At 75.0% G+C, this 14,946-nt stretch carries 12 protein-coding genes; 7 read left to right on the top strand and 5 right to left on the bottom strand.

The features are described 5' to 3' along the window. On the top strand, window positions 1–483 hold the full coding sequence (locus AB0D10_RS03480) for a DUF742 domain-containing protein (RefSeq protein WP_360250471.1): 483 nt from the start codon (window positions 1–3) through the stop codon (window positions 481–483). Between the two features lie 151 nt (window positions 484–634). Next, the gene (locus tag AB0D10_RS03475; protein ID WP_360250468.1) at window positions 635–1,213 is read left to right on the top strand and encodes an ATP/GTP-binding protein; all 579 of its coding nucleotides are present in this window, start codon (window positions 635–637) and stop codon (window positions 1,211–1,213) included. Between the two features lie 179 nt (window positions 1,214–1,392). On the opposite strand, the gene AB0D10_RS03470 is transcribed toward AB0D10_RS03475, so the two are convergent. Then, a complete protein-coding gene (locus AB0D10_RS03470) occupies window positions 1,393–1,677 on the bottom strand; it encodes a hypothetical protein (RefSeq protein WP_360250465.1) in 285 nt (94 codons plus the stop codon). Window positions 1,678–1,942: 265 nt separating this feature from the next. On the opposite strand from AB0D10_RS03470, the gene AB0D10_RS03465 reads away from it, so the two are divergent. Further along, window positions 1,943–2,920, top strand: a complete 978-nt coding sequence (locus AB0D10_RS03465) for a hypothetical protein (RefSeq protein ID WP_360250462.1) — start codon at window positions 1,943–1,945, stop codon at window positions 2,918–2,920. Window positions 2,921–3,173: 253 nt separating this feature from the next. Here AB0D10_RS03465 and AB0D10_RS03460 read toward each other — a convergent pair whose 3' ends face one another. Continuing rightward, a complete protein-coding gene (locus AB0D10_RS03460; protein WP_360250459.1) occupies window positions 3,174–4,574 on the bottom strand; it encodes a cation:dicarboxylase symporter family transporter in 1,401 nt (466 codons plus the stop codon). A gap of 153 nt (window positions 4,575–4,727) precedes the next feature. Between AB0D10_RS03460 and AB0D10_RS03455 the strand changes: the two genes are divergently transcribed. From AB0D10_RS03455 to AB0D10_RS03440, 4 genes are all read left to right on the top strand, one after another. After that, entirely contained in the window at window positions 4,728–6,659 is a 1,932-nt protein-coding gene (locus AB0D10_RS03455; protein WP_360250456.1) for an ATP-binding protein, read from the top strand. Beyond that, entirely contained in the window at window positions 6,656–7,381 is a 726-nt protein-coding gene (locus tag AB0D10_RS03450) for a response regulator (protein ID WP_360250453.1), read from the top strand. Before AB0D10_RS03455 ends, AB0D10_RS03450 begins: the two co-directional genes overlap by 4 nt. A gap of 325 nt (window positions 7,382–7,706) precedes the next feature. Further along, entirely contained in the window at window positions 7,707–9,176 is a 1,470-nt protein-coding gene (locus tag AB0D10_RS03445) for a diaminobutyrate--2-oxoglutarate transaminase (protein WP_360250450.1), read from the top strand. Beyond that, complete coding sequence (locus AB0D10_RS03440) at window positions 9,173–10,687, top strand: pyridoxal-dependent decarboxylase (protein ID WP_360250447.1); 1,515 nt, start codon at window positions 9,173–9,175, stop codon at window positions 10,685–10,687. Before AB0D10_RS03445 ends, AB0D10_RS03440 begins: the two co-directional genes overlap by 4 nt. A 137-nt stretch (window positions 10,688–10,824) precedes the next feature. Here AB0D10_RS03440 and AB0D10_RS03435 read toward each other — a convergent pair whose 3' ends face one another. The 3 genes from AB0D10_RS03435 to AB0D10_RS03425 all read right to left on the bottom strand — a co-directional run bounded on the left by AB0D10_RS03435 (window position 10,825) and on the right by AB0D10_RS03425 (window position 14,936). Next, window positions 10,825–11,622 carry an inositol monophosphatase family protein gene (locus AB0D10_RS03435; protein ID WP_360250689.1) on the bottom strand — a complete coding sequence of 266 codons (798 nt, stop codon included), beginning with the start codon at window positions 11,620–11,622 and terminating at the stop codon, window positions 10,825–10,827. 270 nt (window positions 11,623–11,892) lie between these two features. Beyond that, window positions 11,893–13,095, bottom strand: coding sequence for a type III PLP-dependent enzyme (locus AB0D10_RS03430; protein ID WP_360250444.1), 1,203 nt, complete (start codon window positions 13,093–13,095; stop codon window positions 11,893–11,895). Then, window positions 13,092–14,936, bottom strand: coding sequence for an IucA/IucC family protein (locus AB0D10_RS03425; RefSeq protein ID WP_360250686.1), 1,845 nt, complete (start codon window positions 14,934–14,936; stop codon window positions 13,092–13,094). The genes AB0D10_RS03430 and AB0D10_RS03425 overlap by 4 nt, the downstream gene beginning before the upstream one ends. Window positions 14,937–14,946: the final 10 nt, after the last annotated feature.

The following is a 14,946-nucleotide window of genomic DNA, read 5'->3' as shown; positions in this document are numbered from 1 at the left end:
ATGCCCCGACCGTCCCCCGAGGGCCCGCCCCCCGGGCGACATCCGGAACACCCGCGGGCCGATCCCGCCCGCCAACCCCGCAACCCGCTCGCCGCCGCCCACCGGGCCCGGTGGTACGACGACGAGGCCGGCCCGCTGGTCCGCCCGTACGCCGTGACCCGGGGGCGCACCGGAACCGGTGGGCGGCAGCTCGACCTGATCGCCGTCGTCGTCTGCGACCTGCCCGACCCGGCGCTCGCCCCGGCCGCGCCCGAGCCGCCGGCCGGGCCCGAACAGGCACGCATCCTCGCGCTGTGCCGGGGCACACCGCTGTCCGTGGCCGAGCTCGCCGCCGAACTCGACCTGCCCGTGGGCGTCGTGCGCGTACTGCTCGGCGACCTGCTGGCGGCCGGGCTCATCCGGGTCAACCGTCCTGTCCCGCCCGCCCTGCTCCCCGACGAGCGCATCCTCCAGGAGGTCATCCATGGACTCCGCGCACTCTGACCACCGGTCCTGCCCGTCCGGTCCGTCCGCCCCGCCCAGCCCGTTCGATCCGCCGGGGCCCTCCGCGGCGCCCGGGTCGTCCAGGCCGTCCCGGGCGTCCCGGGCGTCCCGGGCGTCCCGGGCGTTCGCGACGGAGGACCCCGACGGCACCGTGCTCGCCCTCAAGATCCTGGTGGCGGGCGGCTTCGGGGTCGGCAAGACGACCCTGGTCGGCGCGGTCAGCGAGATCCGCCCGCTGCGCACCGAGGAGCGGCTGACCGAGGTCGGGCGCGGGGTGGACGACCTCGACGGCGTGGAGCGCAAGAGCACCACGACGGTGGCGATGGACTTCGGGCGGATCACCATCCGTGAGGGTTTGGCGGTCTACCTCTTCGGTACCCCGGGACAGGACCGGTTCTGGTTCCTCTGGGACGAGTTGGCCCAGGGCGCGCTGGGTGCCGTGGTGCTCGCCGACACCCGGCGGCTGACTGACTGCTTCCCGGCCGTCGACTTCTTCGAGCACCGGGGCATCCCGTTCGTGGTCGCGGTGAACCGTTTCGCCGGGACCCGGGAGTTCGGCCCGGGCGAGGTCGCCCGCGCGCTGGACCTGGACGCCGGTACGCCCGTGCTGCTCTGCGACGCGCGGCACCGCTCGTCGGGCAAGGAGGTGCTGATCAACCTGGTGGAGCACGCCGGCCGGGTGCGTGCCGCCCGGCTGCTCGCGGATGCCGCGCCGACGGCCCCGGGGTGAGGCGGCGTCGGAGCGGAGGGCCGGCGGCGCTCGGGCGACGGGCTTCAGCGAACAGATGACAGCTGACAGATTTCGAAATCTGTCATCTGTCATGCGTCATCCGCCGCCGCGGAGGCGGTGGTGCATTGTGGGCGAACGGCTGCGCAAGGTGACGGCGACGAACCATGATGTGGCCTGCGTCACAACACGCCCGATGGTGCCGTGGCCGGGCCCGGCGGGGCGTCCGGGTGCCGATTTCCGGGGAGAACGGCATGGCGGATTGCAGTGGTCGACGGATGGACGGCGGGCCCGGGAAGGGCTTCGGCCCGTGCGGGGCGGGCGGTCGATCGGCCGGTGGTCGATCGGCCGAGTTCAACCGGGTGTTCACCGATGGGTTCCTGACCGCCAAGCAGGCCCGCGCCGTGGCGCTGGTCGACCTCGACGGCTACAGCGTCGACGAGGCCGCCGAACTGCTCGGGCTGCACCCTGGCCGTCACCCGTCGTCGTGCCCACGGGCGGCTGCGCGCCGTCCTCGAACGGGAGCGCGAACGGGGTCGCGGATAGCGGCCGGGCGTCAGCCTTCGTGCCGCCGCCCACCGCCTTGCCGTCCGCCTCGCCGTCCGGAGCGCCCGCCGCTCGCCGCCTGCCGCCGGGAGCGACGCCGGCCGGATTGCCGCCGCCCGGCGGTACGACGCACCGAGCTGACGACAAGTCAGCTGATGCGTCCCCCCGGCCCGTACGCTGAAAATCGTGATCACGCACGAGGACCGCCGCCTGCGCGCCCTGGCCGAGGACGGCCGTTGGCACGAGCTGCTCGCCGCCTACCGGCAGGGCCGGGCGGCCGCCGTGGTCGAAGCGGGGGAGGAGACCGCGGCGTCCCTGACCGCGCCGCTCGGCCACCTGATCGCCTACGCGGCGCCGCCCGAGCTGGCCGTCCGACTGTTCGACCGGGACGGAGGCGAGGGCGCGGTCGCCGGGGTGGCCGACCACGATGCCGGCCCGCTCTGGGAAGTGCTGGCGACCCGGCACTCCTGGCTGAGGCTGGCCCCGCTGCTCGGCCCGGCGCCGGTGCGCCGGCTGGTCGCGCACACCCGGGTGCTGCTCGGCGAGGACCTCTCCTACGGGGCCGAGCCCGACCCGGAGGGCGTGCCGCTGCGGCTGGAGCCGTGGGAGGCGGCGGGGTGGGAGGAGTCGGCGAGGGTGCGGGAGTACCTGCCCGGCGGGGGTGCGCGGAGCGCGCTGCTGACCCTGCCGGCCAGTCGGGAGGGTCTCGGGGAGGTGGACCTGCCGGTGTCGGTGGCGCGGACGAACGGTCGGCCCGGTGGGCAGCGGATCACCCGGGCGCTGGGGGAGCTGGGCGCGCTGGCGCCGTGGGCGGACGTGGTGTGCGTGCGTGGTGAGGCCCCGCTGGCGGCCGCCCTGCTGGCTCGCGGCCGACGGGTGGTCGGCGGGTACCTGCCGTTCGCGCTCGCCTACCCGGCGCTGGTGCGGGCCGCCGCGGTCGGGCGGGCGCAGGGCTGCGCGCACGGGAGGCTGGGGCTGTGGCGGGCGCTGGTCGCGATGGCCGGGGCGGACGGGCCGGGGTCGGGCGAGGTGAACGCGCTGGTGGAACGGATGCGCTGCTTCACCTGGCAGGAGCCGGCGGCCGGGCTGCACCACCTGCACGTCGCGCTGGAGGATCCGGCCAGCGGGGTGGCCTGGGCGGTCAGCGGGTCGCAGGAGCTGTGAGCGCCGGGCCGTGGTCGTGGGGGCCGTGGTCGTGAGGGCCGTGACTGCGAAGGTCGACACCGCCGGGCTGTGACCGCCCGGCCGTGACCGCCCGGTCGTGACCGCCGGGCTGTGGCCGCCCGGAGTCTTGGCGGCGGGGTTGCGCGCGGCTGGTCGTACCGGGGCCGGGGAAAAGGAGGACCCCCGGCCCGGCGCCGTTTCCGGGGGTTGGTGGGAGGCGCCGGACCGGGGGAGTGAGGGGGCGTGCGGTCGCTCAGACGGCGGCGGGCGCGGCGCCCTGGGCGGGGACGGCCTCGGGTGAGGCCTCCGGTGCCGGGCTCCCGGCGTCGGCGCCGTGGCTGTCGACCAGGGTGAGTTCGTCGAACGGCACCTCGCCCGCCAGCACCCGGCGGGCGCGCTCGGCGTCGAGCTCACCGGTCCAGTGCCCGATCAGCACGGTCGCGACGGCGTTGCCCGCGAAGTTGGTGAGTGCGCGGGCCTCGGACATGAAGCGGTCGATGCCGACGATCAGGCCGACCCCGTCGACCAGCGCGGGCTTGTGCGACTGCAGCCCGCCCGCCAGCGTGGCGAGTCCGGCGCCGGTGACCCCGGCCGCCCCCTTGCTCGCGATCACCATGAACACCAGCAGCGAGAGCTGCTCGCCGATCGACATCGGCTTGTCCATCGCCTCGGAGATGAAGATCGACGCCATCGTCAGGTAGATCGCGGTGCCGTCGAGGTTGAAGCTGTAGCCGGTCGGCACGGTGATGCCGACGACCGGGCGGCTGACGCCCAGGTGCTCCATCTTGGCGATCAGGCGGGGCAGGGCGCTCTCGGAGGAGGAGGTCGAGAGGATGAGCAGGAACTCGCGGCCGAGGTATTTCAGCAGCGCGAACACGTTGACCCCGGCGACCAGGCGCAGCAGGGTGCCCAGCACCACGACGACGAACAGTGCGCAGGTCAGATAGAAGCCGATCATGATGACCGCGAGGCTCTTCAGCGCGGCGGTGCCGGTGGCGCCGACCACGGCCGCCATCGCCCCGAAGGCGCCGATCGGCGCGACCCACATGATCATCGCCATGACCCGGAAGACCAGCCGCTGCACGTGCTCGATCCCGCGCAGGACCGGGGCGCCGACCGGGCCCATCGCCTGCAGGGCGAAGCCGGTGAGCAGGGCGACCAGGAGGGTCTGCAGCACCTTGCCCTGGGTGAGGGACGAGAACATGGTGTCGGGGATCATCCCGAGCAGGAAGTCGGTGGTCGACTGGGAGCCGCCGGCCGCCGCCTGGGCGTGGCCGGACTTGGCGAGCGCGGCGGTCAGGTGCAGGCCGCCGCCGGGCTCCAGGAGGTTGCCGACGACGAGGCCGATGGCCAGTGCGACAGTCGACATGAGGAGGAAGTAGCCGAGGGCGAGGCCGCCGACCTTGCCGACCTTCGCGGCCTTGGTCACCGAGCCGATGCCCAGCACGATGGTGCAGAAGATCACCGGGCTGATCATCATCTTGATCAGGTTGACGAAGCCGGTGCCGACCGGCTTGAGCTCCACGGCGAAGCCGGGGGCGGCCAGCCCGACCACCACACCCGCGACCACCGCGGCGATCACGGCGAGGTAGAGGTAGTGGGTCCGGTCCTTGCGTCTGGGTCCCCCCGCCGTTGCGGCTCCAGCGATCGACATCTGCGGCTCCTTCGCCCTGCAGTCCTGGCGGCCCCGGGTGGTGGGCCGATCCGACTATGGGCCGGGGAGTGACGGAGGTCACGTTTGCGTTCATAGAGTTCACGGTTGCTGCACCGGGGTCCGCCGCGCCCTGCGTGGTGCACACTGGCTGGCATGTCCGAGCGCACCGCCCCCACCGCCCGGCGCCGTCGGCTCCCCCTGCACCGCCTGCTCCGTCCGTCGCGTCCGTCGCGTCCGTCGCGCCCGCACGGTTCGTCGCGCCGGCCGCGGCTGCTGCCGCGTCGGTTGGTCCGCAGCCTGGCCGGGCAGCTGTTCGTCGTCCAGGTAGTGATCGTCGCCGCCGTGGTCGCGGGCGGTGCGGTCCTCGCGTACCTCTTCACCGCCGACCGGAACGAGCGCGCGGCCCGCAACCAGGTCACCGCGGTCGCCCACGCCGTCGCCGACTCGCCGTCCGTCCGGGCGGCCGTGACCGGCCCCGACCCGACCACGGTGCTCCAGCCGTACGTCGAGCAGGTGCGGACGGACACCGGGGTCTCCTTCATCACCGTCATGGACACCGACGGCGTCCGCTGGACCCACCCGCTGCCCGAACAGATCGGCAAGCGCTACCTCGGGCACATCGACTGGGCGCTCGCCGGGCAGACCCGCAGCGAGACGTACACCGGCACGCTCGGCCCGTCCGTCCGGGTGGTCACGCCGGTGTGGGACGACCGGCACCGGGTGGTCGCCCTGGTCAGCGTGGGCCTCACCGTCGAGTCGATCTCCGCGCAGCTCAGCGGTCCGCTGATGGCCCTGGTCGGGGTGGCGGTGGCCGCGCTCGCGCTCGGCGGCGCCGGCACCTACCTCGCCAACTCCCGTCTGCGGCGCCACACTCACGGCATGGGACCGGGCGAGCTCAGTCACCTCTACGAGTACCACCAGGCCACGCTGCGCTCGGTGCGCGAGGGGCTGGTCCTGCTCGACCGCTCGCACCGCGTCGTGCTGTGCAACGACGCCGCCCGCGAACTGCTCGGCCTGACCGGCGACGTGGACGGGCGGGAACTCGCCGGGCTGGGGCTGCCCGAAGCGCTGGTGGCGGCCGTCCTGGGCGGGGAGCCGGTCCGGGACGAGGTGCACCTCACCGCCGAGCGGGTCGTGGTGCTCAACACCTCCACCATCGGCACCGGCCTCGGCCGGGTTGTCACCCTCCGGGACCACACCGAACTGCAGTCGCTCAGCGGCGAGCTGGACTCCGTGCGCGGCTTCACCGAGGCGCTCGGAGCCCAGGCGCACGAGGCCGCCAACCGGTTGCACGCCGTCGTCTCGCTGATCGAACTCGGCCGCCACGAACAGGCGGTGGAGTTCGCCACCGCCGAACTCGAACTCGCTCAGCAGCTCACCGATCGGGTGGTCGCGGCGGTGAGCGAGCCGGTGCTGGCCGCACTGCTGCTCGGTAAGGCGGCCCAGGCAGCCGAGCGGGGAGTGGAGTTGACCCTCACCGAGGACAGCCGGATCGACGACGGGGTGCTCCCGCCCGGGCTCTCCGCCCGGGACCTGATCACCGTGCTCGGCAACCTGATCGACAACGCCGTGGACGCCGCCATCGCCGGGGCCGCGCAGAGCCCTGTCCCGCCGGAGGTCACCGTCACGGCGCGGATCGACGGCGCCGGTTCGCGTGACGCCGGTTCGTGTGACGGCGGCGCACTCGACGGTGGTGCGCGCGGCGGCGTCGGGGCGGGTGCGGACGGCGACTGCCTGTTGCTGCGGGTCGCCGACACCGGCGCGGGCATCGACCCCTCGGCCGTCGAGGACGTGTTCCGGCGCGGATGGAGCACCAAGCAGGACGGCCGCGGGCACGGCCTCGGCCTGGCGCTGGTCGCCCAGGCCGCCCGGCGCAACGGCGGCACCGTCGAGGTCGGGCGGCAAGTCGGGGCGGTGCTGACGGTCCGGCTGCCGCTGGCCGGCCGGTCGGCGGGGGCGGCTGACTCGGTTGAGCCGGTTGAGCCGGTTGAGCCGCCGGGGCGACCGGGCGAGCGGGCGGGGCAAGGGCCGGCATCGGACCGGCAGGGGCGTGCCGGGCGCGCATCGGAAGGAGTCCCGGCATGACCCCGCACGGCGGAGCCGGCCCGGCGGGGATCTCCGTGCTGGTCGTCGAGGACGACCCGGTCGCGGCCGCCGCGCACACCCTGTACGTCGAGCGCGAGCCCGGCTTCCACGCCGCCGGCACCGTCCACAGCTGCGCCGACGCGCTGCGCTTCCTGGACCGGGCCCGCGCCGCCGGGACCCCGGTCGACCTCACCCTGCTCGACCTCTACCTGCCGGACGGCCACGGCCTGCAGCTGTGCCGGACGCTGCGCGCCGCCGGCCACAGCACCGACGTCATCGCGGTGACCTCCGCCCGCGACCTCGCCATGGTCCGGCAGGCGGTCTCGGCGGGCGTCGTGCAGTACCTGCTGAAGCCGTTCAGCGCCGCCGCCCTGCACGACCGCCTGGAGCGTTACGCCCGCTACCGCGACAGCCTCGGACGCACCGGCGAGGCGACCGGCCAGGACGAGGTGGACCAGGCGTTCGCCCTGCTCCGCACCCCCGAGCGCAGCACCCTGCCGAAGGGGCTGAGCGCGCCGACCCTGGACACGGTCGCCTCCGTGCTGCGGGAGGCCGCCACGGGACTGTCGGCGGCTGCCGCGGGCACTGCCGCCGGGGTCTCGCGGATCACCGCGCGCCGGTACCTGGAGCACCTGGTGGACACCGGGCGGGCGGTGCGGGAGCCGCAGTACGGCAACGTCGGGCGGCCGGAACTCTGCTACCGGTGGAAGGCGAAGGCCTGAGCGCTCCGGGGCCGGCGACGTGACCGCTCGGTTGCCCGGCGGTTCGGCGGTGCTGCCTGCCGTGGGCGCGGCCCTCGCGGGTGTGGTTCCCCCGGGCGAGCGTGCGTTCCGTGCCCTTCCGGGCCGTGACCTTCCGGGCCGTGACCTTCCGGGCCGTGACCTTTCGGTGCGGCGGTCGTTGGAAAGGGCCGGGGGTGTCCAGGAACGGGGCGGGGCGGAATCGGGAGAGGTTCACTCGCGCGGGTGATTCTGGGTGCCCCGCTGGCATCCCTCCAGGTCAGGACCGGTAAAGTTAGGCTTACCTAACTTTTCCTGGGGGTTTGTCGTGTCGCTCGCTGCCGTACCCGTCCAGGCCGCCTCCGGAGCCCCGGCCGCCGGTGAGGCCATCCTGCGCCGTCAGCGCGTCCGCGAGTCCGCCGCCAGGACGTACGCCCGCTCCTTCCCGATCGTCCCGGTCCGCGCCAACGGCATGACGGTCGAGGGAGCCGACGGGCGGCGCTACCTGGACTGCCTCTCCGGTGCCGGCACCCTCGCCCTCGGCCACAACCACCCCGTGGTGCTGGAGGCCATCCGCCGCACCCTCGACAGCGGCGCCCCGCTGCACCTGCTCGACCTCGCCACCGCCGAGAAGGACGACTTCACCAGCGCCCTGTTCGACAGCCTGCCCGCCGAGTTCGCCACCCGTGCCCGCGTGCACTTCTGCGGCCCGGCCGGGACGGACGCCATCGAGGCCGCGCTCAAACTGACGCAGACCGCCACCGGCCGCTCCGGCGCGCTCGCCTTCACCGGCGCGTACCACGGCATGACCGCCGGCGCCCTCGCGCTCACCGGCAACGTCGCCGTCAAGGAGCCCCTGCCGAGCGGCGGCGAGGTCGTCCGGCTGCCCTACCCGTACGGCTACCGCTGCCCGTTCGGCGTCGGCGGCGAGGCCGGCGCCGACCTCGCCGCGACGTACGTCGAGCGGCTGCTGGACGACCCCTCCGGCGGTGTGGTGCCGCCCGCCGCCATGGTCCTGGAAGCCGTCCAGGGCGAGGGCGGCGTCGTCCCCGCGCCCGACGGCTGGCTGCGCGAGATGCGCCGGATCACCGCCGAACGCGGCATTCCGCTGATCGTGGACGAGGTGCAGACCGGCGTCGGCCGCACCGGCGCGATGTGGGCGGTCGAGCACAGCGGCGTCGTCCCGGACGCGATGGTGCTCTCCAAGGCCATCGGTGGCAGCCTGCCGCTCGCCGTCGTCGTCTACCGCGAGGACTACGACGGGTGGCGGCCCGGCGCCCACACCGGCACCTTCCGCGGCAACACCCTCGCCATGGCCGCCGGGGCCGCGACCCTCCGGTACGTCGCGGCGCACGGACTGGTCGAGCGGGCGGCCGTCGTCGGCGAGCGGATGACCGCCCGGCTGCGGGCACTCGCGGACGAACTGCCGGTCATCGGCGACGTGCGCGGGCGGGGGCTGATGGTCGGCGTCGAACTGGTCGACCCCACGGTCGAGGCCGACGCCTGCGGGGCACACCCGGCGGACCCGGCACTCGCCGTACGGGTGCGGGAGGCGTGCCTGGAACGGGGCCTGATCGTCGAACTCGGCGGCCGCCACGACGCGGTGCTGCGGCTGCTCCCTCCGCTCACCATCACCGACGAGCAGGTGGCGGCGGTGCTGGAGCGGCTGGCGGAGGCCATCGCGGCCGCGGCCAAGGCCGGGTCCGGGCCGTCGACCGGTTCCCGCTCCCGGGCCGGGGCGGCGGCCGGGGCCGCCGCGGTGCCGTCGGCGGGTGGTGCGGGGGAGGCGCAGCGGTGAGCAGCCTCGGGCCCGGACCGGTCGGGCTGCCCGGCGGCGAGACCCCGTCGGACGCCCTCGCCGGCGGCGCCGCCGGACCGGGCGCCCTCGCGCCGCTGCTCGCCACCGTCCTCGACGCCCTCGACACCGGCATCGCCATGCGGTCCGGGCCGTTGCCGGCGGGCAGCCCCGCCGAGATCGCCGCGCTCGTCGCCGACGCCCTGGCCGCGACCGGCGGCCGCGGCGCACTCGCCCGGCTCACCGAACTCCTCGCCTACGGAGCGGCCGACCCCGCCGACCCGGCCTGCGCCGCCCACCTGCACTGCCCGCCGCTCGCCGTCGCCGCCGCGGCCGACCTCGCCGTGAGCGCCCTCAACCCGTCCCAGGACTCCTGGGACCAAGCCCCCGCGGCCACGGCGTTGGAGACCGCGCTGCTCGCCGAACTCGCCGAACTGGTCGGCTACGACCCGCGGCGCTCCACCGGGGTGCTCACCTCCGGCGGCACCGAGTCCAACCTGATGGGGCTCATGCTGGCACGCGACCAGAAGCTCGACGGCATCGTCGAGTTGGACGGGATCCCGGCGGGCGTCCGGCCCTGCATCCTCGCCTCCGAAGCCGCGCACTTCTCCGTCCAGCGCGCCGCCGCGCTTCTCGGGCTCGGCGAACGCGCCGTCGTCCCCGTCGCCGTCGACCGGCGGCTCCGGATGAGGGAGGAGGAGCTGGAGCGATCACTGGCCGAGGCCGGCTGGGCGGGCCGGACCCCGATCGCCGTCGTCGCCACCGCCGGCACCACCGACACCGGCGCCGTCGACCCGCTCGTCGCCGCCGCCGACCTCGCCGCCCGCTACGGCGCGTGGCTGCACGTCGACGCCGCGTACGGCGGCGGGGCCCTGCTCTCCGACCGGCTCGCCCCACTGCTCGACGGCATCGCCCGCGCCGACTCGGTCTCCCTCGACTGGCACAAACTCGGCTGGCAACCGGCCGCCGCCGGCGTCTTCCTGGTCCGCCGCGCCGAGACCTACGTCTCGCTCGCCCGCCGTGCCGAATACCTCAACCCGGTCGACGACGAGCAGGCCGGCTACCCCAGCCTGCTCGGCCGCTCCCTGCGCACCACCCGCCGGGCCGACGCCTTCAAGCTCGCCGTCACGCTGCGCACCCTCGGGCGCGACGGCCTGGGACGCCTCGTCGACACCTGCCACGACCTCGCCCTGGCCGCCGCCGACGCCGTCCGCGCCGACGCGTCCCTCGAACTCCACGCCGACCCCGTCCTCACGGTCCTCCTCTTCCGCTACCGCCCGCCCGGTGTGACGGACGGTGCGGCGCTGGACGAGATGAACGGCCGCCTGCGGCGGTTGCTGCTGCGCACCGGGCGGGCAGTGGTCGGGCGCACGGAGCTGCCGGGGGAGGGGCCGGGGCGGGTGCGGCTGAAGCTGACACTGCTGAACCCGCACACGACGGTGGGGGAGGTCGGGACCCTGCTGCGGGAGGTGGTGGGTGCGGGCCGCAAGGTGGCGGGCGAACGCGCCGGATAGCCCGCCACGGGGTGTGACGGGCCAGGCGGGGTGCGACCCGGGTGATGCAGGGCCGGGGGGTGCACGGCCAGGGGCGTACAGCCCGGTCGGGACGAGGCCCGGCCCGCAGGGTGGGGGCGGGTCCGGGGGGGGGCGGGTCAGGCGCCCATGAGGATCCCGCGGGTGAGCTCCCAGGTGTGGGGGTCGGCGGCGACCAGGAGGCCGTCCTCGCAGCCGGGGGCCTCGGGGCGGTACGGGCTGCCGTCCAGGCGGGCGGAGACGCCGCCGGCCTCGGTGACGAGGAGGGAGCCGGGGGCGTGGTCCCAGGGGAGGGTGCGCCAGTAGAGGAGGAAGTCGAAGCGGCCCTCGATGACGTCGGGGTACTCGATCCCGGCGGCGTGCCGGCCGGGGGAGACGTCGCCGAAGGCGGTGCAGTTGGCCTGCAGGCGGCGGCGGTGGTCGGGGTCGAGGTAACGGCTCTTCACCGAGCCGCGCAGCTCGGCGGCGTCCCGCGGTGCCGGCGGGCGGGTGAGGCGCTCGCCGTCGCGCCAGGCGCCGGCGCCCAGTTCGGCGCGGTACGCCGTGGCGGTGGCGGGCTGCCAGATCCAGGAGGCGACGGTCCGGCCGTTGCGGACCAGGGAGCACATCACCGCGTACTCGGGGCGGCCGGCGACGAAGTTGGCGGTGCCGTCGACCGGGTCGACCAGCCAGGCGGCGGGCTCGTCGTGGAGGGCCCGGGCGAGCGAGGGGTCGGCGGCGACGGCCTCCTCGCCGACCACGGGGACGGGCAGCAGCTCGTGCAGGCGGCGGGCGATGATGGCCTCGGCCTCGCGGTCGGCAACAGTCACGACCTCGCCGGGTGCCTTCTCCATCACCTCGCCGGCGGCCAGCGCCCGGAAACGCGGCTCCACCGCCTCGGCCGACGCCTCGGCGAGTATCTCCGCCACCTTGTCCATCAGCACGTTCGCGCTCCCTTCGCTGTGTACCACTCTCCCACGAGTGCGGGAAGAGGGCGGCGGCGGCCGGGGGCGCGGACAGTCGACAGCCTGGCGGACCTCGGCTGACGGGTGGCGGACGGCCGTCGACGGCCGACGGCTGACAGATGACAGCTGACAGATTTCGAAAGCTGTCATCTGTCAGCTGTCATCTGTCACCCGTCCGTCGTCGCTCGCCCGCTGTGCGTCGCCGCTGTGCGGTGCCCGTCAGCCACGAGGTACCGGCTCCCGTCACCCGCCCAGGTAGTGGAACCCGGGGCGAGGGTGCATCAGGAACTCGTGGTGCGAGATGTTCCACGCGTACGCGCCCGCCATGGCGAACAGCACGCGGTCCGCCGCCCGCAGTCCCGCCGCGCCCTCGGCCGCGCGGGCGAGGACGTCCTTCGGGGTGCAGAGCTGTCCGGCCAGGGTGGCGCGGCCGGTGGTGACGGCGGGGCGCGGCCATGGGTGCGGCCAGGCGTCCACCGGGAGCACGTCGAAGGGCTGCGAGTGTCCCCGGGTCGCCGGGGTGCGCAGGTGGTGGGTGCCACCGCGGACCACCGCGAAGTCCTCGCCGTGGCTCTGCTTCACGTCCAGCACCTCGGTCGCGTACCAGCCGCAGTGGGCGGTGAGGGCGCGGCCCGGCTCGATCCGCAGGGTGAGTCCGGGGCGGGCGTCGAGCAGCTTTGCCAGGCCCTCGCCGAAGGCCGTCCAGTCGAAGCGCGCGACCGGGTCCTCGTAGTCCACGGCCATTCCGCCGCCGATGTTGACCTCCGCGAGCGGGAAGCCGTGCCGCTCCGCCAGCGCGGCCGACCAGGTGACGATCTGAGCGGCGACCGACAGCTGTTCCTCCGCTGCCAGTCCGCTCGCCAGGTGGGCGTGCACGCCGCGCAGGCGCAGCTGCCGACCCGTCGGGCCGTCGCCGGTGAGCAGCCGGACGCACTCCTCGGCCTGTTCCGAGTCCAGGCCGAAGGGCGTCGGCCGTCCGCCCATCGCGAGCGGCACCGCATCGAGCGCGTCCGTGGTGACCGCCAGGTTGACCCGCAGCAGCACGTCCACGACGGCGTCCGGCCGGTCCGCGAGCGCGGCGGCGAGCCGGTGCAGCTCCTGCTCGCTCTCGACGTGCCAGCGGTGCACCCCCGCCTCCACCGCGGCGGCGATCTCGGCGGGGGTCTTGCCCGGTCCGCCGAAGGCCAGCAACGCGTCCGGCACGGCGGCCCGGACGTGTGCCAACTCGCCGCCGCTGGAGACCTCGTAGCCGTCCACGGCGTCGCGCAGCGTGGCGAGCAGCGGTGCTTCCGGGTTGGCCTTGGCGGCGTAGTAGAGCTCGACCCGTTCGGGCAGGGCGGCACGGACGGCGGCGGCGTGTGCGCGCAGCGCGGTCAGGTCGTAGAGGTAGGCGGGCAGTTCGTCGGCCGCGAGGGCGGCGACGTGGCTGCGGACGGTCTCGGTCATCGGGCGGCGCTCCCGGCGGGCAGGCGGGCGGGCAGGTGGGAGGGCACGTTGGTGGACACGTGGGCGGGCATACGGGCGGCCTCGGCGAGGACGGAGCCCGCCAGCGGGGAAGGCATCCGGACGTAACCGGCCTCGCGGTCGGCCTTGCGCTCCCAGCGGGTCAGCAGGTTGGCCTTGGCGGGCAGCGGGACGCCGGCGAGCAGCGCGCGCAGCCGGGGCGGGCAGCCGTGGGCGGCGGCGTACTCCTCCAGGGTGTCCCGGACGGTCTGCCAGAGCGCGCACTCCTGCTCGGGGTGGCGGTCGGCGAGGGCGGCGAGCAGTTCGGAGACGTGGTTGACCAGGAGGCAGTAGACCACCCGGTCCCAGCCGCGCTCGGCGTCGTACGTCATCGGGCCGGCCACCTCGGTCGGGAGGGCGGCGAGGACGTCGGCGTTGTGCTCGGGGACGAGCTTGGTGCCCTCCAGGTCGCGGAAGAGCACCTGGACGGGGCGGCCGTCGGCGTCCACGCCGATCAGCACGTTCTGCAGGTGCGGCTCCAGCACCACGCCGTGGTCGAAGTATGCGGCCAGGACCGGCGGGACGAGCAGCCGCAGGTAGGCGCGCCACCAGTCGAGCGCGGCCGTGCCGTCCGAGTCCTCGACCGGGGCCCGGTCCGAACCGCCCTCCAGCAGCCGGGAGATGTGGGCGGAGCTGGTCGGGTGTTCGTCGGCGACGGCGGCCGCGAGCAGCGGGGTCACACCGGGCCGCAGCACGCCGTCGAAGCCCTCGCGGACGATCAGGCCGAAGCCCTCGTACAGCGCCCGGTCGGGGAGGCCGTCGGCACCGGGCAGGGCGAGGGTGCGGAAGGCCGGCTCGCGCAGCATCGCGGCGTCGGGGAAGCGTCGGGCGAGGTCGGCGAACGCCGGGGCGAGCAGCCGGGTGAGCGCGACGGCGCCGGTGAGCTCGTAGGCGGCGTTCTTCCGCAGGCAGTTGGTGATGCGGACGTTGAGGCTGAACTTCAGGAAGGCGCCGGCGCCGTGCAGGGTGCGCACCGAGGCGGTGGCGGTGAACCGTTCGCCGCGCGGGCCGAGGTCGAGGACGTCGCCCCGGGCCATGGCCTCGCGCAACAGCGGCTGTTCGCCGATCAGTTGGTACTGCCAGGGGTGGACGGGCAGCAGCCGGTAGCCGGCCGGCACCTCGCCGAGCCCGTCCAGCAGGGCACTGACGCCCGGGTCCAGCGACTCCTCGGCCAGCAGCTCGGCGCGGACGGCGAGGTGGTGCAGCGGGAAGTCGGCGCGGGACTCCGGGGCGTAGTGGCGCCAGTCGCCGCGGGCGGCCGATCGGGACTTGGGGGCCGGGTGGAAGCGGTGACCGAACAGCAGTGCCTGCTCGGACTCCAGGTAGCGGTCGGGCCCGGCGGCCGGGCGGTGCTCCAGGCCCTGGAGGACGCCGTCATGACTTGACGTCACCTGGTCGAGGAACTCCTCGTTGACGGTGCCGGTGCGCAGCTCCAGCTCGTCCTGGACGTACTCGGCCAGCTCCGGCCAGCCCAACGCGTCCCATTCGCCGTCCCGTTCGACCTCGACCGGCCCGGTGAAGCGGTGCGCGCCGAGCAGCGAGGTGCGGCGCAGGGCGACCCGCAGCAGGGTGCCGCGCCGGGGCAGGCGCAGCAGCAGGCGGCCGTCGTCGGCGGCGGTCTGGTGCTCGGGCGCGGAGACCTCGCGCAGCAGGCAGTTCAGCAGGGTGTGGACCACCGCCTCGTCAGCGGTGGGGAGTTCACCGGACCGGGGCGTGGAGGTGGGGAGTTCACCGGACCGGGGCGTGGAGGTGGCCGGCTCGCGGTTCGCCGACCTGGTGGTCATCGGCTGAGCG

The sequence above is a fragment of the Kitasatospora sp. NPDC048545 genome (assembly GCF_040651155.1).
GTDB lineage: Bacteria > Actinomycetota > Actinomycetes > Streptomycetales > Streptomycetaceae > Kitasatospora.
Note: the sequence above shows the minus strand (reverse complement) of the source record. Positions and strands in the feature narration are given on the sequence as shown.